Annotated in this window: 24 protein-coding genes; 10 read left to right on the top strand and 14 right to left on the bottom strand. The window is 48.2% G+C overall.

The features are described 5' to 3' along the window. Positions 1-6: 6 nt before the first annotated feature. From menA to QGP82_RS30290, 3 genes are read left to right on the top strand one after another with little or no spacing between them, the layout of a single operon-like run. A complete protein-coding gene (gene menA / locus QGP82_RS30300) occupies positions 7-966 on the top strand; it encodes a 2-carboxy-1,4-naphthoquinone phytyltransferase (protein ID WP_284681681.1) in 960 nt (319 codons plus the stop codon). Positions 967-1,006: 40 nt separating this feature from the next. Next, complete coding sequence (locus tag QGP82_RS30295) at positions 1,007-1,990, top strand: o-succinylbenzoate synthase (protein WP_499061865.1); 984 nt, start codon at positions 1,007-1,009, stop codon at positions 1,988-1,990. A gap of 41 nt (positions 1,991-2,031) precedes the next feature. After that, on the top strand, positions 2,032-3,435 hold the full coding sequence (locus QGP82_RS30290) for an AMP-binding protein (protein ID WP_163660753.1): 1,404 nt from the start codon (positions 2,032-2,034) through the stop codon (positions 3,433-3,435). Here QGP82_RS30290 and QGP82_RS30285 read toward each other — a convergent pair. The 3 genes from QGP82_RS30285 to QGP82_RS30275 all read right to left on the bottom strand — a co-directional run bounded on the left by QGP82_RS30285 (position 3,329) and on the right by QGP82_RS30275 (position 6,457). Next, on the bottom strand, positions 3,329-3,784 hold the full coding sequence (locus QGP82_RS30285; protein WP_163660751.1) for an acyl-CoA thioesterase: 456 nt from the start codon (positions 3,782-3,784) through the stop codon (positions 3,329-3,331). The genes QGP82_RS30290 and QGP82_RS30285 overlap by 107 nt on opposite strands. Then, entirely contained in the window at positions 3,774-5,417 is a 1,644-nt protein-coding gene (locus QGP82_RS30280) for a M23 family metallopeptidase (RefSeq protein ID WP_499061864.1), read from the bottom strand. Before QGP82_RS30280 ends, QGP82_RS30285 begins: the two co-directional genes overlap by 11 nt. A gap of 128 nt (positions 5,418-5,545) precedes the next feature. Further along, a complete protein-coding gene (locus tag QGP82_RS30275) occupies positions 5,546-6,457 on the bottom strand; it encodes a biotin--[acetyl-CoA-carboxylase] ligase (protein WP_499061863.1) in 912 nt (303 codons plus the stop codon). Between the two features lie 40 nt (positions 6,458-6,497). On the opposite strand from QGP82_RS30275, the gene QGP82_RS30270 reads away from it, so the two are divergent. Both QGP82_RS30270 and QGP82_RS30265 read left to right on the top strand, forming a co-directional pair. Then, entirely contained in the window at positions 6,498-6,893 is a 396-nt protein-coding gene (locus tag QGP82_RS30270; RefSeq protein ID WP_163660747.1) for a DUF1823 family protein, read from the top strand. A gap of 161 nt (positions 6,894-7,054) precedes the next feature. Further along, positions 7,055-7,405, top strand: a complete 351-nt coding sequence (locus QGP82_RS30265; RefSeq protein ID WP_163660745.1) for a cupin domain-containing protein — start codon at positions 7,055-7,057, stop codon at positions 7,403-7,405. Positions 7,406-7,483: 78 nt separating this feature from the next. Here QGP82_RS30265 and QGP82_RS30260 read toward each other — a convergent pair whose 3' ends face one another. Beyond that, positions 7,484-7,924: a secondary thiamine-phosphate synthase enzyme YjbQ gene (locus QGP82_RS30260; RefSeq protein ID WP_163660743.1), complete on the bottom strand. Its 441-nt coding sequence runs from the start codon at positions 7,922-7,924 to the stop codon at positions 7,484-7,486. 32 nt (positions 7,925-7,956) lie between these two features. On the opposite strand from QGP82_RS30260, the gene QGP82_RS30255 reads away from it, so the two are divergent. After that, positions 7,957-8,406, top strand: coding sequence for a CoA-binding protein (locus QGP82_RS30255; RefSeq protein WP_163699346.1), 450 nt, complete (start codon positions 7,957-7,959; stop codon positions 8,404-8,406). Here QGP82_RS30255 and QGP82_RS30250 read toward each other — a convergent pair. Together QGP82_RS30250 and QGP82_RS30245 are read right to left on the bottom strand one after the other, a co-directional pair. Further along, a complete protein-coding gene (locus QGP82_RS30250) occupies positions 8,354-9,178 on the bottom strand; it encodes a hypothetical protein (protein WP_499061862.1) in 825 nt (274 codons plus the stop codon). The two genes, QGP82_RS30255 and QGP82_RS30250, sit on opposite strands and share 53 nt — an antisense overlap. Positions 9,179-9,362: 184 nt before the next feature. Next, complete coding sequence (locus tag QGP82_RS30245; protein WP_163699343.1) at positions 9,363-11,132, bottom strand: ABC transporter ATP-binding protein; 1,770 nt, start codon at positions 11,130-11,132, stop codon at positions 9,363-9,365. Between the two features lie 544 nt (positions 11,133-11,676). Between QGP82_RS30245 and QGP82_RS30240 the strand changes: the two genes are divergently transcribed. Further along, a complete protein-coding gene (locus tag QGP82_RS30240; protein WP_499061861.1) occupies positions 11,677-12,450 on the top strand; it encodes a P-loop NTPase family protein in 774 nt (257 codons plus the stop codon). On the opposite strand, the gene mltA is transcribed toward QGP82_RS30240, so the two are convergent. Next, positions 12,407-13,558, bottom strand: coding sequence for a murein transglycosylase A (mltA, locus tag QGP82_RS30235; RefSeq protein WP_499061860.1), 1,152 nt, complete (start codon positions 13,556-13,558; stop codon positions 12,407-12,409). The two genes, QGP82_RS30240 and mltA, sit on opposite strands and share 44 nt — an antisense overlap. Before the next feature lie 13 nt (positions 13,559-13,571). Continuing rightward, entirely contained in the window at positions 13,572-13,826 is a 255-nt protein-coding gene (locus tag QGP82_RS30230) for a hypothetical protein (RefSeq protein ID WP_006515131.1), read from the bottom strand. Positions 13,827-14,010: 184 nt separating this feature from the next. Between QGP82_RS30230 and QGP82_RS30225 the strand changes: the two genes are divergently transcribed. The 3 genes from QGP82_RS30225 to QGP82_RS30215 are packed head-to-tail and all read left to right on the top strand — an operon-like array spanning position 14,011 to position 15,831. Continuing rightward, positions 14,011-14,535, top strand: a complete 525-nt coding sequence (locus QGP82_RS30225; protein WP_499061859.1) for a hypothetical protein — start codon at positions 14,011-14,013, stop codon at positions 14,533-14,535. Between the two features lie 32 nt (positions 14,536-14,567). After that, on the top strand, positions 14,568-15,455 hold the full coding sequence (locus QGP82_RS30220) for a hypothetical protein (RefSeq protein WP_499061858.1): 888 nt from the start codon (positions 14,568-14,570) through the stop codon (positions 15,453-15,455). Between the two features lie 10 nt (positions 15,456-15,465). After that, positions 15,466-15,831 carry a DUF2237 family protein gene (locus QGP82_RS30215; protein WP_163660728.1) on the top strand — a complete coding sequence of 122 codons (366 nt, stop codon included), beginning with the start codon at positions 15,466-15,468 and terminating at the stop codon, positions 15,829-15,831. Positions 15,832-15,882: 51 nt separating this feature from the next. On the opposite strand, the gene QGP82_RS30210 is transcribed toward QGP82_RS30215, so the two are convergent. The 6 genes from QGP82_RS30210 to QGP82_RS30185 all read right to left on the bottom strand — a co-directional run bounded on the left by QGP82_RS30210 (position 15,883) and on the right by QGP82_RS30185 (position 24,941). Continuing rightward, positions 15,883-16,131 (bottom strand): MoaD/ThiS family protein, encoded by a 249-nt coding sequence (locus QGP82_RS30210; protein ID WP_163699339.1) that lies wholly within the window; start codon positions 16,129-16,131, stop codon positions 15,883-15,885. A 105-nt stretch (positions 16,132-16,236) separates the two neighbouring features. Beyond that, positions 16,237-19,416: a hybrid sensor histidine kinase/response regulator gene (locus QGP82_RS30205; protein ID WP_163699337.1), complete on the bottom strand. Its 3,180-nt coding sequence runs from the start codon at positions 19,414-19,416 to the stop codon at positions 16,237-16,239. Positions 19,417-19,499: 83 nt separating this feature from the next. Beyond that, positions 19,500-22,712, bottom strand: coding sequence for a methyl-accepting chemotaxis protein (locus QGP82_RS30200; protein WP_499061857.1), 3,213 nt, complete (start codon positions 22,710-22,712; stop codon positions 19,500-19,502). Between the two features lie 108 nt (positions 22,713-22,820). Next, positions 22,821-23,306: a chemotaxis protein CheW gene (locus QGP82_RS30195; RefSeq protein ID WP_499061856.1), complete on the bottom strand. Its 486-nt coding sequence runs from the start codon at positions 23,304-23,306 to the stop codon at positions 22,821-22,823. Between the two features lie 43 nt (positions 23,307-23,349). Beyond that, positions 23,350-23,724 carry a response regulator transcription factor gene (locus QGP82_RS30190; RefSeq protein ID WP_006515139.1) on the bottom strand — a complete coding sequence of 125 codons (375 nt, stop codon included), beginning with the start codon at positions 23,722-23,724 and terminating at the stop codon, positions 23,350-23,352. Between the two features lie 104 nt (positions 23,725-23,828). Then, positions 23,829-24,941 carry a response regulator gene (locus QGP82_RS30185; protein ID WP_163660718.1) on the bottom strand — a complete coding sequence of 371 codons (1,113 nt, stop codon included), beginning with the start codon at positions 24,939-24,941 and terminating at the stop codon, positions 23,829-23,831. Between the last annotated feature and the right edge of the window lie 186 nt (positions 24,942-25,127).

Here is a 25,127-nt window from a genome sequence, read left to right as displayed (position 1 = left end):
GTCCAAATGGTCATCCCTACAGTTGGTCAAGCCTCTGATCAAGCGTCTGTCACTCAAGATTCTGACAACCCTGCCGCTCCCAAATCTCTTTGGGTTGCCGCCATTAAGCCCCCGATGTACAGCGTTGCCATCATTCCCATTTTGGTGGGTAGCTTACTGGCGCGTCTAGAAACAGAACAGTTAAACGGGCGCATCCTGGCCATTTTTCTGCTGTCAGCAATACTGCTTTTAGTCTGGGAAAACCTCAGCAATGACGTTTACGACGCCGACACTGGCATTGATAAAAATAAACATCATTCCCTGGTAAACCTGACCCAAAACCAAGCTTTAATCTTTTGGCTTGGCAATCTCAGTTTGGCCCTAGGGATTACTGGCGTAAGCGCCATTGCTCTCATGCAGCAAGATATGACCATTCTGGGGCTGATTTTAATTTGTTGTGCCCTGGGCTATCTCTACCAGGGACCTCCTTTCCGGTTAGGGTATCAAGGATTAGGCGAACCTTTATGTTTTATTAGCTTTGGTCTCGGCGTAGGCGCGGCTTACTATTCCCAAGCCCAGACATTTTCCCTGGCTTGTTGGGGATTAGGGGCTGTTATTGGCATGACGACTACATTAGTGCTATTTTGCTCCCACTTCCATCAAGTCAATGATGATATAGCTGCCGGTAAACGCTCTCCCATTGTCCGCCTGGGCACCCTGGGGGGGGCAACACTTTTACCATGGCTATGTGGCAGCATCTTTGTGATTTTGCTTGGAGGCATGCTTCTGCAAGTGTTTCCCAGCAGCCTGATCTTGACCTTAGTCAGTGCCCCATTTGCCATTCAACTTTGTCGCCATGTGAAGCGCTATCACAATCAGCCCGAGTTGGTACAAAATGCTAAGTTCGTGGCCATACGTTTCCAGTTTTGTTGTGGAATACTCGTATGCCTGGGACTGTTGCTGCCGATCACCCTTAAATTACGCTAGTCAAGCGGCTCCCGATTGAATTGACTCAGTACCTATCACCATGTCCTACCGGTTTGAGTTTCGTCCCTATAATCGTCGGTTTCGACAGCCGGTACGCACCCACCATGGAGAATGGCAAGTACGACAGGGACTCATTCTTAAACTGACCGACGAAGATGGGCGCAGTGGGTTTGGTGAGGTGGCACCGCTCCCCTGGTTTGGCTCTGAAACCTTTGAGCAGGCTTTAGATTTCTGCCAGCAACTGCCAAATCAATTAGCGGACCATAGGGTGCCTTCTTTATTGCCCACACTACCTGCCTGTCAGTTTGGTCTGGAGTCAGTCTTTGCTAGCTTAGAGCGCAAACTACGGCCAATCGACTTACCCAATGCTCAATGTGGGGTTCTATTGGCTAGGGGTCAAGCTTCGCTAGCACAGTGGCAAACGCTATGGCGACAGGGCTACCGCGTCTTTAAGTACAAGATTGGTGTGGGCTCAGTGGCTGAAGAAATAGATTGGCTCGATCAGCTGCTGGGTCAGCTGCCATTAGGGGCCAAACTGCGTTTAGACGCTAATGGGGGTCTAAATGAATTGGCAGCACGACAGTGGTTAGATTGGTGCGATCGCAATAATCAACGCATCGAATTTTTAGAACAACCCCTGCCCCCTAAAGACTTTGATACTCTGATGCGACTCAGCTATCGCTATCAAACCCCCATTGCCTTAGATGAATCCATTGCCAGCTTAGAGCAACTTAAGGCTCACTTTCACCAAGGCTGGGATGGCATCTATGTGATCAAAGCAGCCATCATGGGTTCACCCCAACGATTACAGCATTTCTATCACAAGTATCCGATCGATCTGGTGATTTCATCGGTATTTGAAACCGCCGTTGGTCGTCAGGCCTTGATTCGACTAGCCATCGACTTGGCCATGGCTTACCCTGATATTCCCCACCGAGCCTTGGGGTTGGGTACCGAACAGTGGTTTACCAATGATGGTCTCAGCCAGACCAATTGGCAGCAGCTATGGCAAAGATTGGGATAGTCCCGGCAAATAGACAACACTTACCAGACATAGGGACAACAATGAACAATGGAAACCTAGGAGCACCCCGTTATGAGTGCCCTAGCCCCTGGGATATTTGGAATACCCTAAACGAACCCTGGTGCGATCGCATTCGGCAAATTCCAACGGATGCTGTGGTGCTGATTAACGAGGCTGAACCGGCACAGTTTTTGGCATATCTTTGGAGCGGGCTGCTGGCTAAAGCCGCTCTAGTGCTGGCAAATCCTAACTGGCAGCAACAGGAATGGCAGCAGGTGGCAGCACAGCTAAAACCCGATGTAATTCTTGGCCAATCTCCTCCTGTATCTTTTAATTTATCGAACCAGCAACCAGAGCCAGGACAGATCCTCATTGCCACCGGAGGAACGTCTGGAAAAATCAAATTTGTTATCCATACCTGGACAACTCTCAGTACAGCAGCCCAGGGATTTTTAACCCATTTTGACCAAACACCGGTCAATAGTTATTGCGTTTTACCGCTGTACCATGTCAGCGGTCTCATGCAGGCAATGCGCGTATGGTTGTCCGGCGGTCAACTCATCATCCAGCCATTCAAAGACTTAGACGCAGATCAGCGATTAGTTCAACCCAATCAGACCTGGTTTATCTCCCTTGTGCCCACCCAACTACAGAGGTTGATAAAGAACGGCAACACCCTGCTCTGGCTTTCCCAGTTCCGAGCCATTTTGCTAGGCGGGGCTCCCGCTTGGCCTACTTTACTTGCACAAACAGCTCAGTTACCCATCGCCCTTACCTATGGCATGAGTGAAACAGCGGCCCAGGTAGCCACCTTATTGCCTACAGACTTTCAACAGGGGGTACGCAGTAACGGCTCACCCCTGCCCCATGTCACCCTAGCCGTCCACGAACTGAAATCATTTCAACCTCAGCCCGTAGGCACCATGGGTCGAATAGCTTTAAGGACAGCCTCTTTGGGCTTGGGTTATTGGCCCGCAATACCGTTGTCGCCACACCAAAGTTGGTTTTATCCAGACGATCTTGGCTATATCGATCAGCAAGGCCACCTACACATCGTCGGACGCCACAGTCAGAAAATTATTACTGGTGGTGAAAATGTCTTTCCTGTAGAGGTGGAAGCCGCCATATTGGCAACGGGGTTAGTACAGGATATATGCGTCGTGGGTTTGCCCGACCCGGTATGGGGCCAGGCAGTGGCAGCATTATGCGTCCCAGCACCCCATAGTCAAACCACTCCACAAAAGCTCAAGGCAGCTCTAAAACCTGTGCTCAGCGCCTACAAACATCCCAAGCATTGGCACTGGGTTGCACAGCTGCCCCGCAATGCCCAAGGCAAAGTTAATCGTTCGGTAGTGATGGAGTGGCTGACTGCATCCATTGCTCCAGTTCGGGGCTCAGGGGATGACGCTGGCGACTCGTGCTGTCAATACAGACATGGCGAGTAAGGGCGGTAGCTACGGTTTTCTCAGCGGCACCCTTGAGGCAGTAGCGAATTTCAAAGGTGGTTTCGTTTAAGCGGTGAGGTGTGAGCGCGATCGCAACTTCATCACCACAGTGCAGCGGTCGCCGAAAGTCTACAGAAGCATGGACCACCGGTACTGCCAAGGCCATCCCCCCGAAAAACTCTCGAATATTGATGCCCGCATCATCTAGAGCCGCTTCATAGGCCTCGTGGCAGAGGGTCAAAATATTGGCAAAGTACACCACACCAGCTGCATCCGTTTCATGGAAACGAATAGTGCGGTGATAGGTAAATAAAGCATCCCTGTTGTTATCGAGCTCTTTACTGGGCATGGGGTTGAGCTGGACGGAAGTGGGGCACATCCTTGACCATGGTTTCGGTTTTGACTCCCTTGGGCAAAGCCGCCTGAGCTACAGCTGCCTGAGCTGAAGGAATAATGTTGAGCGCCTGTAGTGGCCGACCATCCATGCGGTTGTTGAGGTTAGCCAACGCATATCTCAATACATCGTCAGGGTTAATCGCCGACCACCCCTCACGGGTCAACTGACGTAGCTCAAAGTGCAAGTGTGGTCCGGTGGAATCCCCTGTGGAACCGACCAGTCCAATAACTTCTCCCTGCTCTACCCACTCACCTGGCTGCACGAGCATATGAGACATGTGTGCATAGCGGCTTTCTAAGGTGTTGTCATTGTGCCGCAAAATCACCGTCAGACCGTACCCTCCTAAATAATCAGCCACAGAAACCTGACCCGATTGAGTGGCTAGAATGGGCGTGCCTTGAGGAGCTCCGAGGTCTGTTCCACTGTGGAAGCGATAGGTATGGTGGATAGGGTGCCAACGCCAGCCAAACAACGATGTAATGGGAGATGGAGCCGCCAGGGGAAAGATAAAGGATTCACCCGCCTGTAGTTCAACCAGTGGCTTTGCAACCGTGTTGTAAAACTCACGCCCTGCAACAGTGGTAGCACCACCAGAGAAGCGGACGCCCGAGCGGCTAATACTCACCGGGCCGATATTGATGGCAGCTTCGGAAATAGTGGTTCCAGGCCCACTAGCAACCGTTGCAGTATCTTCGCCAGCGCCACAGCCACTGAGAGTTTCAGCATCAACCGTATACTCACATCCCGTCGATCGTTCTGAAACAACGACATCAGGCGCATTTGAATCCAGAGTCTCCCCTTCGCTGTACTCAGTTGGATCAACGAAGACACCCCCAAATTCAGATGCTAAGTCTTCTACCGTAGGTATGGCTCCAGGGACAACGTCACTGGGGGTAACGATTTCCACGGCAGGGATCACATTTTCCCCATCAGATATTGTCTCGCCTACCGTCACCGTAGCGTCAGCGTCAGTCGCATCCTCTGCTTCTTCTGCCACCGTAGCGTTAGCGTCAGTCGTCTCTTCTGCCGTTGTTACATCTTCTGCCTCTGCCACCGTAGCATCAGTGTCAGTCGCCTCTTCTGCTCCTGCCACCGTAGCGTCAGCATCAGCAGTTTTTCCGTCTTCTAATTCGACTGCAGGCTCCGATTCAAGCAATTCTGGCTCCAAGGCCAGTTCAGGGACGGGGGCAGTAATCTCAATGTCTACCTGGGATGTAATCGCGTCTATCGCAATAGATGGCACGGGCTGAGGAGCGGGGGAAAATTCAGGAGGAGCCGCCTCTGGAGACACTACAAGCGGTGGCGCTACTAAAGTAGACACTTCCGGTGCATCTGGCGTAGCAGCCATAAAAGGAGTTGCTTCAGCGGTAACAGATGGCGCATCCATCTCACCCGCAGGCATATCAATTTGAGCCAGTACCGGCTGACTACCCATCACAGCCACGGAACCGACAATGCCGATTTTTTTCCACAACTGTCCAGGCTGTTTGTTAGCAACAATTATCTTAGGCGTAACGTTACTGGAGCCAGTATTGGACGCATCAGAATTAGACGATGCCGAAGGAGATGGGCAAAAATCAGCCATAGGAAGATAAATAAATAGTTCGAGTGACGATTTAGATTAGTGATTAAGGAATTTAGTGTAAGAAGAACAAAATAAATGAAGTTATTAGGAAACTGAATCGAAGTCACGCCACCCAATACGGGTGCTTGCTATTCAATATCAGTGTGGGAGTATCCGAGGGACAGCTCACCGGGTTTGATGTAGACCAGTTGATCAACTGTCTGATTAACGTCCCTTGAGACCTGTGACGAAGACTTTAAAGTTAAGTGTCCCGCTTCCGTAACACCAACTACCCTTAACGCCTTTCCTTCCAGAACTACAGGCATATTTAGATTGGTCAGTAGACTTTGATAAGCATCCGTGAAACTTTTGCCATCTATATGATTCCTATAAAAAACACCTCGCCATATACCTAGCAGCACAGCCGCAGCCACCTCACTCAAGCTGGCAACAGCCTCTTCATCCTTGACTGTAGTGAGTTTGCGCCAAGTGACACCGGTAGCCGGGACTGGATTGTAGACATTAATTCCTACTCCAATGACGGCACGAGCTATAGTTCCCCGTTCCAGCTTGCTTTCACTCAAAATCCCCCCCAGCTTTTGACCAGTCACCACAATGTCGTTGGGCCACTTGATTTGCGCCGGAATGCCTAACCATCTAAATTGGCTGACAATGCCCCATGCACTACAGAGGGTAAGTTGGGCCGCTCGGTCAGCAGGCCAGTCGGGCTCTAACATCACCGATAGATAGACGCCGCCTAATGAAGACTCCCATTGTTTGCCCCGCTGACCTTTGCCAGCGGTTTGGGTGTGTGAGATCGCAACCGTTCCTGCCTTAGCATCAGCCATCGCCCACAGGGTTGCATTCGTCGATGCCACCTGCCCAAATACATGGACATCAAACCTGGGACGCACAGCCTTTAAAAATGAAGGCGTTTCAGGCATCGGCAATATCGCCAATGCTTGATTAACCGCATCCCGATCAAAACCAGCTAAAATCAATCGTTCTTCCAAAGTACTGGAACCACCCGCTAGCACAAACCAGCTAATTTTACCGGTCAACAGATTGTTATCCTAAGGCTCTATTGCATTGCTACCTGTCATGACCGAGTTACCCCCCTTAACCGAAACCACCCTCTGGGCCATTCTTAACGAAGAACTTGAGGACGATGTTGTTAATCGCTTAGTTTGGCACTATCTGGGCTATCGCTATGACGAGGCCACCACAGAGTGGGACGCCAGTAACGTTATCGACCCCCTACGAGAAAAGTTTCCTGAACCGCCCAACTTTATCGAGAGTCGCCCTGCAACGGTGCAACTCACACGCTCAATTCCTAAACCCAATAAGCAATTACTTAAAACCTATCTAGGCTTCAAAGGCTATAGCATTGATCAGCTAGTCCCCCGCCTAACCCGGCGAGCCACCATGACTAGCTGGCTACTCAGCCATATGCAACTCAAAGGCTTGCTCAAAGACTCACCCAAAAATGAGACTTAAACCATAGCCGGAGAAACTCCCACAATCTGACCACCCCAAATAGTACACATAAACTATTTTGATGTGTTATCACTGATTTGTCACGCTCCAATCTTGGGGTAAAAGCAGCCATCAGCCAAATGCTTTCCCCTTAAACATCCGCTCCCTATTCCCCACCCAATATGGAAATCAAAAACGTCTACGCAGAACTCACTGCCCACTCTGAGGGATCTTTTGTCGACGTTGTACCCTTTAACGGCAACCATGTAGGCGCATGTAGCATCACCGGCGTTTCACCGGTCTGGGAAATGCATCCAGACACGGATGAATGGTTCTACATCCTCGAAGGAGAATTTGAAATGACGCTGCTGAATGGAGAAACACCGCAACACGTTGTTGCCTCAGCTGGTTCAACATTTGTGGTGCCTAAGGGAATCTGGCATAAGCCTGGCGCACCTAATGGGTCAAAGTTTATGTATCTCACCCCGGGTCAAACCCTGCATTCGGACAAGGAAGATCCTCGTATACCCTAACCCCTCATGAACCCCGTCCGTTTTGTAGAGACGTTCCATGGAACGTCTCTACAAAACGGGAATTTTTCAAAGAGATCCCTAGAAACCACAAATTTGGATTAAGACCTTGCGCTCCTGTCTAGGGCCATCCAAATCCACCAACATCACAGATTGATAGGTTCCCAACGCCAGTTGACCATTCACAATTGGTACCGTTTCACTATTGCCCAGGGTCATCGCCATCAGGTGGGAGTGAGCATTAATGGGCTCATCAGGGGGCACATCTCGTAAATGCAGATCGTTATGTAAATAGCGATCCTGTGGCGGAGCAAGGTTACGCAAATAGGTTTTGATATCCACTAATAGCCGTTCTTCATATTCATTGACAGTTAAGGCTGTCGTAGTATGACAAGAAAAAATAACCACATGGCCCTGACTCACCTTAGCTGCGGTCACTTGCTGTTGAATCGCTGAAGTAATGTTTAGGATATCAATAGTGTCAGCCGTGTCAAATAGTAGATAGTGAGAAACAATTTGCATGAGCTCGCGATATCCATTAACAGTCACAAGCCATGAACACCCTGTATAAAGATCCAACTGTCATTAAGCATGTTCTGGCCAAAACGAAGTATATCGCTGTTGTGGGTCACTCTCCTAAACCCCAACGCCCCAGCTATCAAGTGGCTCAATACATGCGCCAGCGAGGCTACGTTGTCTATCCCATTCACCCTGCCGTTAAAGAGATTGACGGCCATCGTTGCTATGCTCACCTAGCCGATGTTCCTGGCCCCATTGACATCGTGAATGTCTTTCGCCGTAGTGAGTTTCTCCCTGACCTTATGGAACAACTCCTGACACTCAAGACAATGTCTGAGGTGAAATGTTTGTGGACCCAGCTAGATATCTATGATGTAGGTGTTGCCCAACAAGCCATTGATCATGGCTGGCAAGTGGTCATGGATGCCTGTCTTAAGATTGAATTTCAAAAGATTCAGCACTCATTTGCGTCCGTTGAACCATAGTGGCAGTAAAGGTTTGCTGACGCGCTTGGAGCTGATGACGCTCATGGGTATGTTCCATCAACCATCGCAGTGATTGAACATACATCGGCTCTTGCCATAACCCCAGGGTTGAATTGGTCTGAGCTTGTTCAATATGGCGTTGTAACTGCATCTGAGCGATCCGTCGTAGCTCTCGATCAGTGTTATACAAACGCACATAAATTTGGTTGAATGTGGCTGTATCTGCTTGGGCAATAGCGGCTTGGAGTAGTTCCGCCTCTAAACTCTGCAGTTGACGCATTTTAGTTTGATAGGCGTCATCTTCGACCAAAAGTCGATCAGCAAAACTTGTGCCATAGGCCTGGATGGATAACAGTTGCTGCAAACCTAATAACTGAGATTCGACGGCATTCGAACGACGATGCAAATCTCGACGGTAGTCTTCCAAATTTGTAATAGGTTTTGGGAAAGAAGGTGGGGCCTCAGCCTGACGGACTTGCTGAGCCTGTGGACTCGCTTGAGAAAACCTTGGCCTGAGCAGAGCAGGTTCTACAGAGGAGGTCCCATTTGTATCGACAGCTGTAGCGGTATTGTCTGTCTCTCCCAACTCGTTGATCGGTGTGTTGGACTGCCCTAAAAACCCTGGCCATTCTCCCAGGGCATTGGCAGTGCCTTGGACCCCAACGGTTAGCGCTAACATACCTGATGCTGTAGGTAACCAATAAAGGGGTCGTTGCTGAGGTTGCATTGGACGACGAGTGACCGCTTTAGATTGAGTCCTATTTCGTTCCATGGATAGTTTGGGGAAAACACTGATGACGCAAGCGTACAGAACGATTAGCGTTAATCCACTATCCAAAGTGGCATAGCCAAGCCCGGAATTTCTAGGTGGCTTATGGAAGTCTATAAATTAAAGATTTAGATGCACATTGAGCCTACACATACTGAAATCAGGTAAATTAGGGCGGTGCTATTCGTTACATCGGTACGCGCTCACCCATTTGAACGCGCCATAGATTGGCATAGATGCCAGAACGAGCTAGGAGTTCCTCATGGGTTCCCCATTCTGCTAACTGTCCTCGATCCATGACATAGATACAGTGGGCATTTCGTACCGTTGATAACCGATGGGCAATGGCAATGGTGGTGCGATCGCACGTGATCTTTTCTAGCGAACGCTGAATGGCCGCCTCAGTTTCGTTATCCACCGCCGATGTGGCCTCATCCAAAATTAAAATCGGTGGGTCTTTTAGCAACGCACGGGCAATGGCCAACCGCTGACGCTGACCGCCTGAGAGTTTCTGGCCGCGCTCACCGACGATGGTGTCATACCCTTGGGGCAACTGCTCAATGAAATCATTGGCTTCAGCTAGTTTGGCCGCTTTCTCAATCTCAGCGGACGTTGCGCTAAAGCTGCCATAGGCAATATTCTCAGCCACCGTTCCATGGAATAAAAACACATCTTGACTGACTAAACCAATGGCTCGACGTAAATCATCTAGATGTAGCTGCCGCAAATCGTGACCATCAAGGATGATCTGCCCATTGCTGATTTCATAAAAGCGCAGCAAAAGTTTGACTAGGGTACTCTTTCCGGAACCCGTCGCACCGACAATCGCCGTTGTTTTACCGGCAGGCACTTTCAGAGTTAGGTGTTCTACCACCGGCAGGCGATCATGATAAGCAAAGGTCACATCCTTAAATGCAATATCGCCACGCACATTACTAACGGGCAACCGATAATCCCCAGGGCGAATAGCCACAGGCGTATCCAGCAAATCCATCACCCGCTCGATGGAGGCCATGGCACGCCGATACTGATCCAGGGTTTCGCCTAAACGAGTCAAAGGCCACAGCAACCGCTGCGTCAGAAATACCAACACACTATAGGTACCCACAGCCAGGTTGCCAGCCACTGCTTCTAAACCTCCATATAGCAGGGTGGCCGTAAATCCGATCAAAATCAGAATACGGATCAGGGGAATAAATGCAGAACTGAGTGCGATCGCTCCACGATTACTCTGACGATAGGCTTCGCTATCTGCTGCTACCCGCTGATTTTCATAGGCCTCAGCTGTGTAGCTTTTAATAGTGGCAATGCCTGTTAGGTTATTGGCCAGACGACCATTCAATAAACCCACACGCTCTCGTACCTCAGCGTAGCGGGGGGCCAGATATTTTTGGAATGCGATCGCACCCCACACAATAAACGGCATGGGCAACATCGCCAGCCACGCTACCTTAGGAGCCATAACAAAAAAGGCTCCACCAATCAGTAGCACAGTGGTCACCACCTGCAGGACTTCGTTTGCCCCGCGATCCAGAAATCGCTCCAGCTGATTGATGTCGTCATTGAGAATAGACATCAAGCCACCCGAGCTGCGCTCCTCAAAAAAGGCCAGTTCCAAGGACTGAAGGTGGGTATAGGCATCTAACCGCAGATCATGCTGAATCGATTGGGCCAAGTTGCGCCACAGCCAGTTATAGGCATATTCAAACGCTGATTCTAAAGCCCAAACAATCACCGTTAGTACTGACAGCCATACAAACTGCCCGCGAATGCTCGCCACACCCCAGTTGGCAATGAGTGAATCCTGCTGTTTAACCACCACATCCACCGCTAGACCAATGAGTACTGGCGGGGCCAAATCAAATAGTTTATTGAGAACTGAGGCTGAACTGGCCAGCCAAATTCGTCGGCGATAGCGACGACCGTAGGTCAACAAACGTTGGAGTGGGTAGGTCATAATCCCTGACATCTAAGGATAGAAGGAAACATCAATATTTCCAGTTCCTCCATTGTGAACTATCACCGCTGCAGCTTAATCACATGGGTTGACCTAAATCGATGGCCCAATCCATCAAAACAACGACAGAAGTCCTAAAACAACGACAGAAGTCCGGATACCTTATTTGAAGGCTTTAAGAAGATCGCCATAGCTTGACCCTGAAATCCAAACTTTTTAGGTATTCTACTTAGACAGGTGCTACACATTAACTACCAGTAGAGGTCTATCTGCATCGAGATTATTGGCAGCTTTCTTGGATAGACCGCTAATAGAGTTCTAGGTTTACGACCTAGCTCACAAGTTTTTTCATAGTCAAACGTTATCCCCATTTAAAATCAGCGTCTCAATTTTGCTTTTGCCAAATTTAGCTTTGGCACAGGCTTGTCAGCTAACGCCAAAGTCAAACTTGGTTGAGACAAAGCTCTCGCCCAGTATTTACTAGGGCGATATTTAACAATTTAAACAATTTCAAAACTCCCACCCCTCAAAACACCCAAGCCCTATGGAAACTCCTTTTGAGATTCGCTATAACAATATCAAGCTACAGGTAGAAAGACTTTACAAAAGCGCCGATCAAACCATTAAACAACACTTTCCAGGCCTAGAGGATATCTCATTCACCCTCAGAGGCGGAGAATGTGTTCACTTACATAGTTACGTACCGTCCGCCAACAGATTATTACTCGATACGCTGAGTGGTCATTTTCGCATTGATGCTGGGGCCATTTGGGTTGATCACCAGAGACAATGGTTAAACCTATCCCAACTATCTCAGCGGCAAACGGGCGAAATTCAAGCCCGCACTATCGGCCATCTAGGGTGCAGCGAAACACTACGGACACAATCCATCGTGATGGATTGTGTCTCCAAGCCATTCCTTAACCTCGGACTTTCCCGCGTTCAAGCCGAAGGACAAAGTCGACATGTTTTAGATTGGGTGGGTTTACCTCGACGGCTGTGGCACCAAGCACCTAAGCACCTGACCTTAGCTGAACTACATCAAGTTAATCTGGCTCGTACCTTTGCCATCGATTACAGCGTGATTGTGATTGATGTGCCCATCAATCATCTAGATCGAGACAATCAAAGGCGTCTGATTCAGCTGATTGAGTATCGCAAGGCTCAGAATACTTGTTTTATTGGCAGTTTCAACGACGATGATTTGCGTCAACAAATTTGCGATCGCAACCTCTCCATTCACGTTCCCACACCTATTTTCAGTGGCCCAGCACCTACTCACGCAGCAGCAAGTAATATAGCTGCCCACTCGTATTAATCAATCCAGCTTGTTCTCCAGCATTAGTGCCCGTACCCACAAAAATATCCACACGACCAGGACCACGAATCGCACCGCCTGTATCCTGATCCAGCACATAGCGATTCACCGCAATGGACTGCCATCTATCAGCAGTGGTGGACATCGGCAGGTCTAAACTAATCAAAGCCAAAGCCCCCGGCGGCATTAGCGTCTTATCTGTAGCAATAGAACGACCTGCCGTCACAGGTACATTCAGATTACCCATGGGAGGGGATCCCCCAGTCGCCTTGAAAAATACAAACCGATCATTCTGGGGCAAGTAGCGATCAAGCGCCTCTGGATGTTGCTCAAAATAGTCAAGCAACACCGGCAGAGTTAACTCTGACTCCGCCACAATGCCATCATCAATCAAAGCCCTGCCAATGCTCACGTAGGGGTACTCCGTACGGCCAGCGTAGCCCACTGACATGACTGAGCCATCGGTTAACTGTAGTCGGGCTGACCCCTGCACCTGCACCAAAAACGCTTCCAGACGATCTTGCAGCCAGACTAACTCTAGACCTGCTAAAGGACCCTTTTTTCCTTGCAAGCCGTCCATTCCTTCCAGATCAGAGCGGGTGGGATGGGGCAATGGCCAGGTGTCTAGATCCGCAGGTCGGCCATACAAGGGATAGCGGTACTCCGCTGCGGGCACTGCACTGGCCCTGTATGTGGGCTCAAAGTAACCGGTAAAGTCCACCTGACCATTACCATCGCTACCAATCGACCGATAAAAGTCAAATTCTTGCTTTACAACCTGCTGAAGCTGCTGCGCCGAATGACTAGTGGCTACCAACTCACGGAAACGCACTAAACTACGCTGTACCCGTTCCCGAGTAATACTTGACACTGGATACTCTTCGTAGGCTGACACTGCAGCCTCTGTCCCTAAATAATCCAGGCTATAGTCAACAGCTTGAAGTAATCGGCTACGATCCTGTCCAAACTGAGCGTCGTATCCCAAACATAGTTCCGGGACAAACTCGACATGGCAGTTAACCAAATCTAACGGCACTGCCGCTGCCGACATCGGGGCACACACCACAGTCGTGACCAGAACCGTACGGAGCCACCGCCCACTTAGCATCACCGTCCGCTACCTAAAACCGCTCGACACTAGAACTAAACTGTGGTTCTACACGAATTGCCACTAGTCGAGAGGGACGAATCACCATATATTCACCAGGATTAATCTCTGGCAATGGCACTTTAATAAAGTCGTCCGAAGAGGACTTGGGCATTAGCTCATTGCTATACCACTTTTGAAAATCTTGAATCGATGAAAACCTTACTTCCTCATGATGGCCGCCATCAAATAGCAGATGGACAATAAATTCGCTTGGTTTCCTGGGCATAACGGCTCGTCGATTTAAATCATCGCCCTATTATGGACCTCCAGCTGTCAAAAATTGCATCTAAAACGATACGAATACTTACAAAATATTGGCCGACTCTCTGGTGTTCTATAAATGGCGGTAGAGTTTATCTGTATTTTTGGTCCTGGTTCTGTCCCATAAATAGCCATACTCTTTAAACTTCATGTTGCGTAAAGTTTCCATAGCCATCGGTGCTCTTTTGCTCATCGGGCTGCTTGTTGTGGGTGGCTGTCAGCTCACCCAATCTAAGGCATCCTTACCAAGCGACACTGCTAAATGGGAGCAAATTGAAGAGCAAACCCCCGCAGTCGCTGTTGACAAGAAAGCTGTTATTAACGGCGGTGAGTTCAATAAGTTCTTTCCCACAGCTAATGGATTTGAGCGGGTCTACACTCAAGAAAAAGACGGCTTTGCTGAAGCCAAGCTTAAGCAAGATGGCAATACGTTAGCGATGCTATCGGTATCAGATACGGCCTCTAATCCAAGCGCCACCCTTAAATATCAAAATAGCGATCGCACCCTTGCAGGCTATCCCCTAGTCGAAGTTGGCAGTACCGCCAGCAGTCTACTAGTAGCTGATCGATTACAAGTAAAAGTCCTCTCTCGAGACACAGAATTCACCCCCTCTGATCGGGAAGCTTGGCTAGAAAAGTTTGATCTTAATGGTCTTGCTGAACTCGTCAACTAATATCGCCTGCGCCATCATACAAGGACATCAACATGAGCAAGTCGATTTATGAGCTAGTCAACGAGTTACCTCAGAAAAATCTCACGGTTTTTGCCCTCCGCTCCCTTGACAAGGTACTGCCTGGAGAATGGGAGAACATTGTCGGCTTCGAAAATACTATCCGACAGGTCACGGGGGAGAGTGACACGGCTCTAATTGAACAAATTGGGGCACGGGCTATTCAGCTCTATAACGATAAGTCTGAAGGATACCAAAGAGCCATGTGGCTCTATCAAACCATTGACTCCACAGGGCGGGCTTTAGGCCAAGCGGCTTTGGCCAATAAAATGACAGAAAATGTCCGCTTTCTGTCCATTGTCAATCGCCTCACACCCAAGGCTGACAAAGCTCAGACCATCGATCTGTGCATGAAGCTAGTGACTGAAATCGTTGCTTTTTGCAAAATAAACGGCATCCCTGGCGATAGCGTGGGTGATTTTGTTAAAGCACTGGGAGATTATGGCGGTGAATCGTTGGTCCGGATGGCCGCACTGGTATGTTTTGACGGTCTTGTTCCCCTGGGTCCTAACTTTATTAAGCAAACCGAAACTGTTTTAGGAAATCTCACCCCTAAAGACTTGGATAACAATCCAGCGTTCAAAGCCATTAAGGAAGCGGTGCCTGGCGCTAAAACAGCTGACCAGCTCACATTTATTGGTGCGAGCTTTGAGTCAGTCAAAGGCTGGATGGGTAATTTTGTTGAATCTAAAGGCATCACACCTCAAAGTGTAGTCGCTAATCTCAAAACATTTGTGGATATAGCTGACGACAAAATGGACTACTTTGGTGCCTTTCTAGATATTTCCATCAACTATTATGAGCACACGGGTGTTCAGACCCTAACTCGTCGGCTCGTTGAGCGAGCTGTTGCTGAAATTTAAATCTAAGGCTATGGCGATTATAAAAAACGTTCTGGGTGACAATCTACAGATATGTTGCACCAGTCCGATGACAGGATTTTACCGTGACGGTACTTGTAATACGGGACCGAATGATTTAGGCGCTCATGTCGTTTGCGCTGAAGTCACAGAAGAGTTTTTGACTTACACCAAGGCTCAGGGTAATGATCTGAGTACACCCATGCCCATGTACAAATTTCCTGGCCTCAAACCCGGCGATCGCTGGTGCCTGTGTGCTAGCCGCTGGAAAGAAGCCCATGATGCCGGTGTGGCCCCCAAAGTGGTGTTAGCCGCAACCCATGAAGCTGCCTTACAAATAGTTTCCCTTGAAATCCTGCAAAAACACGCTACCGAGTAACTATTAGCTTTGGAATATACAGACGTTGCATGCAACGTCTGTTTCACATTACTACCCCCCACTAACAGGTGGAATTAAAACAACTTCATCACCATTGCTGAGGGGAGTATCGGCTTCAACAAACTTGAGGTTAATGGCAAAACGCGTGAGGCCTTGCCATTTTTTTAGATCCGGGTATTGATTGCAGATGCGATCGCACAATTCCCTAACCGTTATCCCCTCAGGCAACTCCATTGTCATTTCAGGACACCCCAAAACATCCTGATATACCGCAAACAGCTTTAAGGTAATGGAAATCATTCCCGTTGCCCACCCTATCGTTCATTTCCATAGATCCTAAAATATACGGGAATAAACTGCCTTTTGGCTAATGTACAGACGTTACATGCAACGTCTCACCAAAACCTAATTCAAAGGCGCATTAAACACAGCATTTGCCAAAGTATCCAGCAACAGCTGTTCACGATAGGGCTTCGAGAAATAAGCATTGGCCCCCAGCTTCATCGCCAACTGACGGTGTTTATCACCGGTACGCGACGTCAGCATCGTAATTGGAATATGGGAACAACGCTTATGGGACCTCAGTTTAGCCAAGAAGCCATATCCATCTAAACGCGGCATTTCAATATCACACACAATCGCATTGATATCTAAGCCAGCATTGAGTTTTTCCAACGCATCTAGGCCATCCTTAGCCTGAGTCACTCGATACCCTTGCTTTTCCAACGTAAGGGCCAGCAACCGTCGCACATTGACCGAATCATCCACCACCATGATTGTCGGTTGTTTAGACACACTGGCGGCTACATCAGGTTGCAGGTCACTCAGCTTGCCACTGAGTAGAGGATTACCATATAGAACTGACGCTTCTTTGATATTGGACCCTTCACAACTCAACACCCAACGGAGAAATTCTGGAGCATTGAGCAAAGGCACAACTTGTCCATCACCCAAAATAGTGCAGTTGTTAAATCCTGTAGGCATAGGAACATTCCCTTCCACCCGACGCAGCGCCGCCTCTTGATCGCCCCATGAGCGGTCAATTTGTAAGCCAAATAGTTGATCGTTATATCGGAAGACCAAAACTGTCGGCACCGTCACGTTAGCGCTCATTTCCAAACTTTCAATATGCCGAGCACAGTTAAATGCTAACCACTTAGCCATGCGGATCAGTCGGATTGGCTCACCATTACGGGTGAACATTTCACGCCCAGCATCGTCGTAAATTTCGTCGTCTGCAACCTCTGTGATTTCCTGAAGATTATCGGTCGGAATAGCCATGGGGAGACGATTACTCTCGGCCAGCAGCACCCGAGTAACAGAAAGCGTATAAGGCACCGAAATGGTAAACGTCGATCCTTGCCCTGCTTTGGTCGCTACGCTAATATCACCACGAATCTCTTCAAGATTGTTGCGAACCACATCCATACCGACACCACGACCGGATAGCGTAGTCACTTGACTAGCCGTACTAAATCCAGGCTCAAAAATGAGTGACAACAGGTCAGTTTCGCTTGCGGTAGCCAATAGGGATTCATCTAATCCCATATCTTTCGCACGAGCACGAATTTTCTCTAAGGGAATACCGCGACCATCATCCTGAATTGTGATCACCGTCCGGCTACTACGTTGTAGGGCACTAATGGTAATGGTGCCCTGCTCTGGTTTACCTACCGCTAGGCGTTCTGCCGGAGCCTCAATACCATGGTCAAAGGCATTACGCAGAATGTGCATTAAGGGATCATTTAAGGACTCTAAAATATTGCGATCAACTAAAGTTTTATCGCCTTCAACCTTGAGTTCCACAGGCTTACTAAACTCTAGCGACAGCTCACGTAAGGCCCGTGGAAAGCGATTGGTAATGTCTGATAAAGGCCGCATGCGCAGCTGATTGAGATTACGCTGTAGCTGACGAGTAGTACGCTGTAAATTGCGTGATGATTGCTCGGCTGTATCAACACTAATTTCAATATCGTCAGCAACTTCTCGCAACCTGACAGCGGTTTCCATCATGTCGCGGAAGGGCAGATGTCGCTCATCATAGCGATCCATCTCTAGGGCATCAAACCCAGGGGTTGTAACGCCATTGCCCCCCCCTTGGTTCAAGACCAGGGCAACAGAACCATTATTACCAGCAGCTGGTAGCATCGGTGGATTATTGCTGGCTGTTTTATCGTAGACATCGCGCAGATCCTCTTCCGATTCTTCTAAGGAACGCAACCGCTCGTGCAACAGTTTCACCAACGTCCTCAGACGTTTTACTTCACTGTCAAGTCGATGACGCTCAATTGTTAAATCACCGAAGTAATCATTGAGTTCATTCAGCTGTCGCACCGAAACCCTTACAGTCGTATCTTGCTGTGCATCCGGAGCGACCTTAGACTCATTACCGGACTTGCTAGAAAACCGAAATTCTGCAGCCTGCGATGCAGTCTGCGATGCAGCCTGCGATGCAGCAGACTCTTTCTCGACAGACGGTGAACCAGATTCCACAAACGGTCTGACTGGTTGAACAGCGTCTCCTGATAATTCGGACTCTACCGCTGGATCTGCTGCTTCAGGTTGAATAGGTACTGTTGGCTGAATCTCTTCAGTAAATAGAAATTCCGTAGGTTGCGAGTTATCTGTTGCGGCTTGCGCAAAAATATCCTGGTCAACGGGTGCATTTTCCGCCTGAGCCAATATAGTGGCCCAATCATCCTCTACTCCCTGACCATCATTGAGCATGGGATCGTCCATCGCCAACGGATCGCTGACGTTTAGATCGACATCACTAAAGATATCTGAGGTAGCTGTCACTACAGGCACTTCAAAACTCAACCCCGACAGAGCAACGGGCAACTGTTCCACTTGACCATCTAAGATGCAAGTCTGAGACTGTCGCCAGGCCGTGAGAGCGGCTTGAGCCACTTCCATAACTTGGTCATCACTCGCCATCTTAATAGCCTGTCCAACTGACATACACAGCTCACAAAAAGCAGAGAGCTGTAGCATTTCCCCTAAACCGCCCAGTTCCTGAGCCAGGATGTCTACCTCTTCACGCAGCCGAGGCGTTTGACTAGAAATAGCCGCTTCCAATCGATTAAGACAGCCTTCAACCTCAGTGCTAAACAGAACAGGAATAATATCCTGATTTTCATCTGAAGACAATAAAATATTCTCGTCTTCAGGATCAGCTTCTCCTAGAATCTCATAAAGCTGCTCAAAAATAGGCATGGCTGTACCGTTCAGCCATGTTTCGTCAGGTGGTTTCTGGTTGCGATCGCACTCAATGATTCGACGTAAAATGTCCACCGCCGACAGTAGCAATCGTTCTAAATCATCATCAATCACTAAACCATCGCGCTGCAGTTTGAGGACCTTCAATGAGTCCTCAAGGCGATGGGCAAAGTCACTTAGCAGCACATACCCCATCATGGCAGCCCCACCTTTAATCGAGTGGGATGAGCGCAATGCTGCGTCAATATCGTTACGCAGTACACCTTTCTGCGCTAAATCCAGCAGGGCTCCATCTAAAGTCTGTAGATACTCATCAGCTTCATCCAGGAACTGAAGCTTAATTTCAAGTTCTTTATCAACCGCCATGACGCTGCACCTATTGGATACCTGCCTTATGTGACTGCCTATCGATCAAACTATTCGCTCTGCCTCCATTCAATAACGACCGGTTATTGCTCCTGAGATATTTTTGAAGCCTCCTGATCATCCACCTTAAAGGCAGCCATAGAAAGTTCTAGCTCCTTAGCCACTGCAACCGTCTGTTGTAGCGCTTCCGATACAGTTTTGGAAGAAATCGATGTACGTTCAGACACCTGGGAAATTTCTTGCATTAGTGTGGACACATTGGCTGCTGTTTCTACCTGGGAAACGGTAGCCGCAGAAATTGTCTGCACTAGAGCATCAATTTGCTGAGATACTTCCATCATACGCGCCAGGCTCTGCTTCGCCTCATCCACTCGGCGAGTTCCTTCAACCACCTGAGAAGTACTGCTTTCAATGGCATCCACCACATCAGCAGTCTCCCTCTGGATACTGTCTACAATGCGCTCAATATCCTGAGTCGCAGCTGCAGAACGGGCTGCTAGTTCACCCACTTCTTCAGCAACAGCAGCAAAACCTTGACCTTCTTCACCAGCGCGGGCCGCCTCAATACCCGCATTAATAGCCAGCAAGTTGGTCTGGGTAGCAATCTGGTTAATCAAGGAAACGACCTTAGAAATCTGCTGCGATGACTCACCCAATCGCTTCACCTTTTTAGCCGTTTCACCGACGGTTGTCCTCAGATCCAAAATATTCTGTACCGTCAGATCCATAGCTAATCCGCCGTCTTCAGCAGTCTGGGAGGCTTCACGAGCCACAACGGCCGCTTGCTGGGCCCGATCAGCTGCTTGGGTAATGGCCATGGTCATATTTTCTACAGAATCAAGCGTCTGCGTTGTGCGATCTGCCTGCTGTAGGGCATCATCAGCCAACACTTGCATAGCAACCTCGTTAGCTCCCAAAGATGTATTCACCTGCACCGCTGAAGTTTTAACCTGAGTCACAATTTGTCGCAGACTCTCAATAATGGCATTAAAGAAGTCAGCAACAGTACCAATCTCTCCAGCTGAAACATCAGCACGAACCGTCAAATCACCACGAGCAGCGCCTTCAACATCGTCTAAGAGACCTAGTAATTCCATTTGAAGAGTCTCTTGGCGCTGTCGCCGCTCCTCAGATAGTGCCTCTGCCTCTAACTGTGCTTGCTGTTTCTGATTGAACAGACTAACTTGTTCAATAGATAAACCGATCTGCAAAGCAGCCTGCTTAAAGAAGCTAATATCCAACTCACTCCACTCTCTGGGCCCCGAACATTGGTGGGCGACCAACAAACCAATCAATTCTCCATTGTCCAAAATGGGGGCAACCAAATTGGCCTTAACTTTAAATGGCGTCAATTGACCTAAATGACACTCAGTCAACCCGGCTTCAAAAATATTACTGGTTGCCTGTATACGACCGCGACGGTATTGATCAACATAGCCAGAAGCAAAACAGGGATCTTTAATAGTAGCCCCCAACGCCGCAGGCCATCCCATGCCAACGGACTCAGAAATAATCTCACCACTCCAATCTTCATTAAAACGATAAAAGATCACTCGATCTGTCTCTATCGCCTTACGAACACCATTGACAGCAATGCTGTACAAACGCTCCTCATCGATATTATTTTTGCGTAAGTCACTCGTCAAACTAGCTAGTTGATTAGCCCGTTGAGCCGCTCTTGCCTGGACACTCGCTTGATCCAGTAGAGTGCCTTCCGAACGCAGCACCGTATTCGTTAAGTCGTTAAAAGCAGTTGCTAGCTGACCGACTTCGTCCCTGGCAAAAACATCGGCTTTTGCCTGACGATCTCCCTCAGCAAACGCCTCGGTTGCACGCTGTAGACGCTTAATCGGACTAGCGATTGAACGCCCCAACAACTGAGCTAAAAAGATATCAGCTAAAATAGCCAATAATGCAATCAAAAATTGAATCTGCAGACTTCTATTAATTAACTGCTGTAAACGTGCCTCTGAAGTCCCACGGATTAAAATCCCAATCGGCTCACCGTTGATATCACTCAAGGTTTTTGCAGCCATAGCGTAGGCATCACCCTCGGACTCCACCAGACGTTGGGAAATCGTTTCACCTTGGCTGTCTAATGCAGCTACTAACAGGTTCTGATCATAAACTTCAACTTCTTCACCAATTTCAATTTCAGTGGCCCCTTCATCTAAATTAGCCAAGGAAGCCAATTGAAAATCATCGGAGCCTTCACTCAAATAGATAGCGCCATAGCCAGTTCCAAATGCTTGAACAATGCCTTCAACAATCGATGTTTTACCGTTAACGAGATCACCCGCAATCAATACCCCAACTAATTGGTCAGTCTGGTTTTGAGAAAACACAGGAGTTGCTACATATCGAATGAGCGCCTTATCTCCATCTGTTGTTAGCTCAACTCCCTGGCGTTGCAACTCACTTTGCTCAACCAAACCATTGGCCTTAATCTGCTGGCGCTCAGAAACAACACGGGAAACTAACCCATAAGGATCAAACTCTTCTCCAGTGCGATCAGTTTGGGCATTGACAATGATTTTCCCATCTATGCCAATGAGCGTAGAATACTCAATATCGCGAGCCTCAACTTCTCCCTGCAAAATCTCCCGAACAACTGCGCGCTGATTAGCACTAATATCAGAACCATTAGCTACTCCCTCAGCCAGCGTCACAATGGCTGTGTTTTCGGATTGACCCCGGAAACCAAACCCCATTTGGTTGACTTTAATGTTGTATTGAATATCCGTGACCGCTAGTTCCGCTTCAGCTTGCTTTAATAACTGCTGACGGGCACCGCTAATAATTAGGAGTGAGCCTGCCCCAACCAATCCAATAACGGAGATAACCTCTGAGGAGATTAAACCAATTAGCTGCTTGCTGCTAACAGGTAAGTCATAAAACCATTGTAGTAGAGCGCTACCACGAGAAATTTTAAGATTCTCAGGGGCATACCGCTCCTCTGCCGAAGGATATTTTACGCCTCGATAAGATAAAGTTTGTTGATCTTGCACATTGGCCATTGGTTCTGACACACCCTTAGACGAGTTTGAAGGAGACGTATTACGACGACTAACCGCCGCAATCTCTTCCAATTGGGCAGCTAGTTCTTGATTTGGATTGTGCTCACGAGCATTCTCCAGGCCATTATTATTTCCTTGAATATCGTCTACAGATTTCACTACAACACCATCCAATAACCGATCACGCTGAGAACTATCTTCTTGGTTAGGGGTATTATCCACTGCATCTACCTCAGAGTTAGACTCAGCATTTGAGTTCGTACCAACATCCATACCCATAAGAAGTTTCCTTTAGATAGCGTTTCGATAACAATTCGTCGAATGACTCAGAGTAGATAACTATAGAAATCAGCAAAAGATAATAACAACCTTAATCAAGGGAAGAGCCTAGGGTGCCTGTAGCACTGGAGACTGTAGCAGGGCTTCAACGTCTAATATAAAAATAGTTTCATCGTTGTGAGTAACACAGCCTATGAGGTACGGCAAAATAATACTGCTCACATTATTTGGAGGGGGATGAATAGCTTCCGGTGGAAAGCTGACCATACCATCAATAGCTTCAACCTGTAACGCTAGGGGTGTTGACTGTCCTTGAACTACGATTAAGCTATATTGTTGACTGTGGTGATCGGGCACTGGCAGCCCCAACAGGCGCACTAAATTAGCAACCCAAAATACACGGCCACGGCGATTAGTTAACCCTAAGAGGGCTGCTGGCATATTGGGCATCGCCATCACTCGTCGTGTGGGTAACACGACCGCTTCCTGAACAGCCCGGGCAGGAAACATGGCTACAACATTAGGAGCCAACTGGAACTTTAAGAATGACTTTGCCAGTACAGGCCTGTCTTTTTTCAGAGATAAAGCAGACAAAATAGTGACCTCACAAACGATATGCGATCGCACACTAAAAAAATTACAATACTGATTTAATTACCTTCAGTAGTTCCTCTCGCTCAAAGGGTTTAGTGATGTAGGCATCTGCCCCCTGTCGCATACCCCACAGGCGATCAATTGCCTGATCCTTAGATGAACAAATGATCACCGGAACCTTCTCTGTTTCAGGCGCACGCTTTAAGCTTCGACACAGCTCAAAGCCACTCATTCCAGGCATCACTACATCCGTAACAATGACGCTCGGCTGACTAGAAATAGCCTTATCTAACCCCTCTTGCGCTGTCACAGCATGGATGACACTGTAGCCTTCTTCCTGTAAATAATGGCTAATTAATTCTCGTTCAGAGGGTGTATCCTCAACGATTAGCACTGTAGCCGTTTTAATTACCGTCATAGTCTGTCTGTCATCCCCCAAATGTGTGGCCAACCGCCCTCAGTGTTCATAATAGTAACTATCACAAAATCTGAAACATTGAAGTAGATGAGCAATTTAGCTCACTACTGTCTCGGCCCCACGGCCGGTAAATGCATAAATACCATTTTCAAGAGCTCTGACTGACTAAATGGCTTAGTCAAATAACCAGAAGACCTTACCAACTTGGCTTTCGCGCGATCAATAAAGCCCGTATTACCCGTCACCATGACAATGGGCGTATTTCTAAAGCTTGGATGCCTGCGTAACAAAGAGCATAGTTCATAGCCATCCAAATTAGGCATGGTTACATCCAACAGAATCAGATCTGGACGACAGCGCATAACCTGCATCAACGCCTTGACCGGGTCACTAATAGGGACAACGTTCAGACTTCTATCATTCAAGAATTCTTGAATTGCGTTCAAAACAGTTGGACTATCATCAATACAGGCAATTGTGTAAACAGCCCTGCGAGCATCAGAAGATGCTGACATGTTAGCGCCTCCATCTCGAGCCTGAGGATTAACAACAGCAGCCCCAGCTTGTGCAGTGGATTCAGAATCCACCAGCTTATTAGCAGCAGGTGAAACAGACGGCACAGAGGCAGCTACAGACTGTACAGAAACCACTGGCGCTCCAGCTGCCACCGCTGAGGGGGATGATAGTAAGCTCTGCCGCCGATTTCGTTGACAGATTTCAACAATAGGACGTAAATCTAACTGACAGAGAACCGGATACTCACCAATATCCTCTAAACCAAGTAAATCATAACTACCTTCCTGCACACCCAAAAAGGACTCAATTACCTCAATCGCCATGGCGCGTATCAACCCACTCGCTTGTTCCGGCGTTAGATGAGATTGCTCTACCAACCAACTAATCGCCTGATAATCTGGCGTTAGGGGAGCCTGCTTAGGTGACTGCTCAAACATCAACCGTAGTTGAACTCGCACAGCACCTACTAGAGTAGAAATTTCACTACTCAAGTCCTGAAGATGACGATCTAAGCGATCAAAGGGCGCATCAGTATCTGTAGCAAAATTAAGCTTGCCTTGGTTAAGAAAAAGCGACCATGAGTTAGTCCCCGAGTACAACTTGAAGTGACCACTCACCTGCCGACTGATCAACTGAGCCAAAAAGCTTAGAGGATGTAACTTCTGGGTTGCACCATAACCCACAATCGAACGACTGTTCATAACTGAATGTTTAACGATACAGCAAAAAGCCAAAACCCTTTAGGGCTAAATTAGACCAAAGCAATGGGTAGTACACCTATTACACACGGCCACGAATAGATATATACATTTTCGACTCAATAACCATACAAATGGTTTCTTTCCTATGGAAATAGATATATGCGGCAATAGAAATAAATTTATGCG

This window comes from Leptothoe sp. LEGE 181152 (genome assembly GCF_032906605.1).
Lineage (GTDB): Bacteria > Cyanobacteriota > Cyanobacteriia > Phormidesmidales > Phormidesmidaceae > Leptothoe > Leptothoe turfae.
Note: the sequence above shows the minus strand (reverse complement) of the source record. Positions and strands in the feature narration are given on the sequence as shown.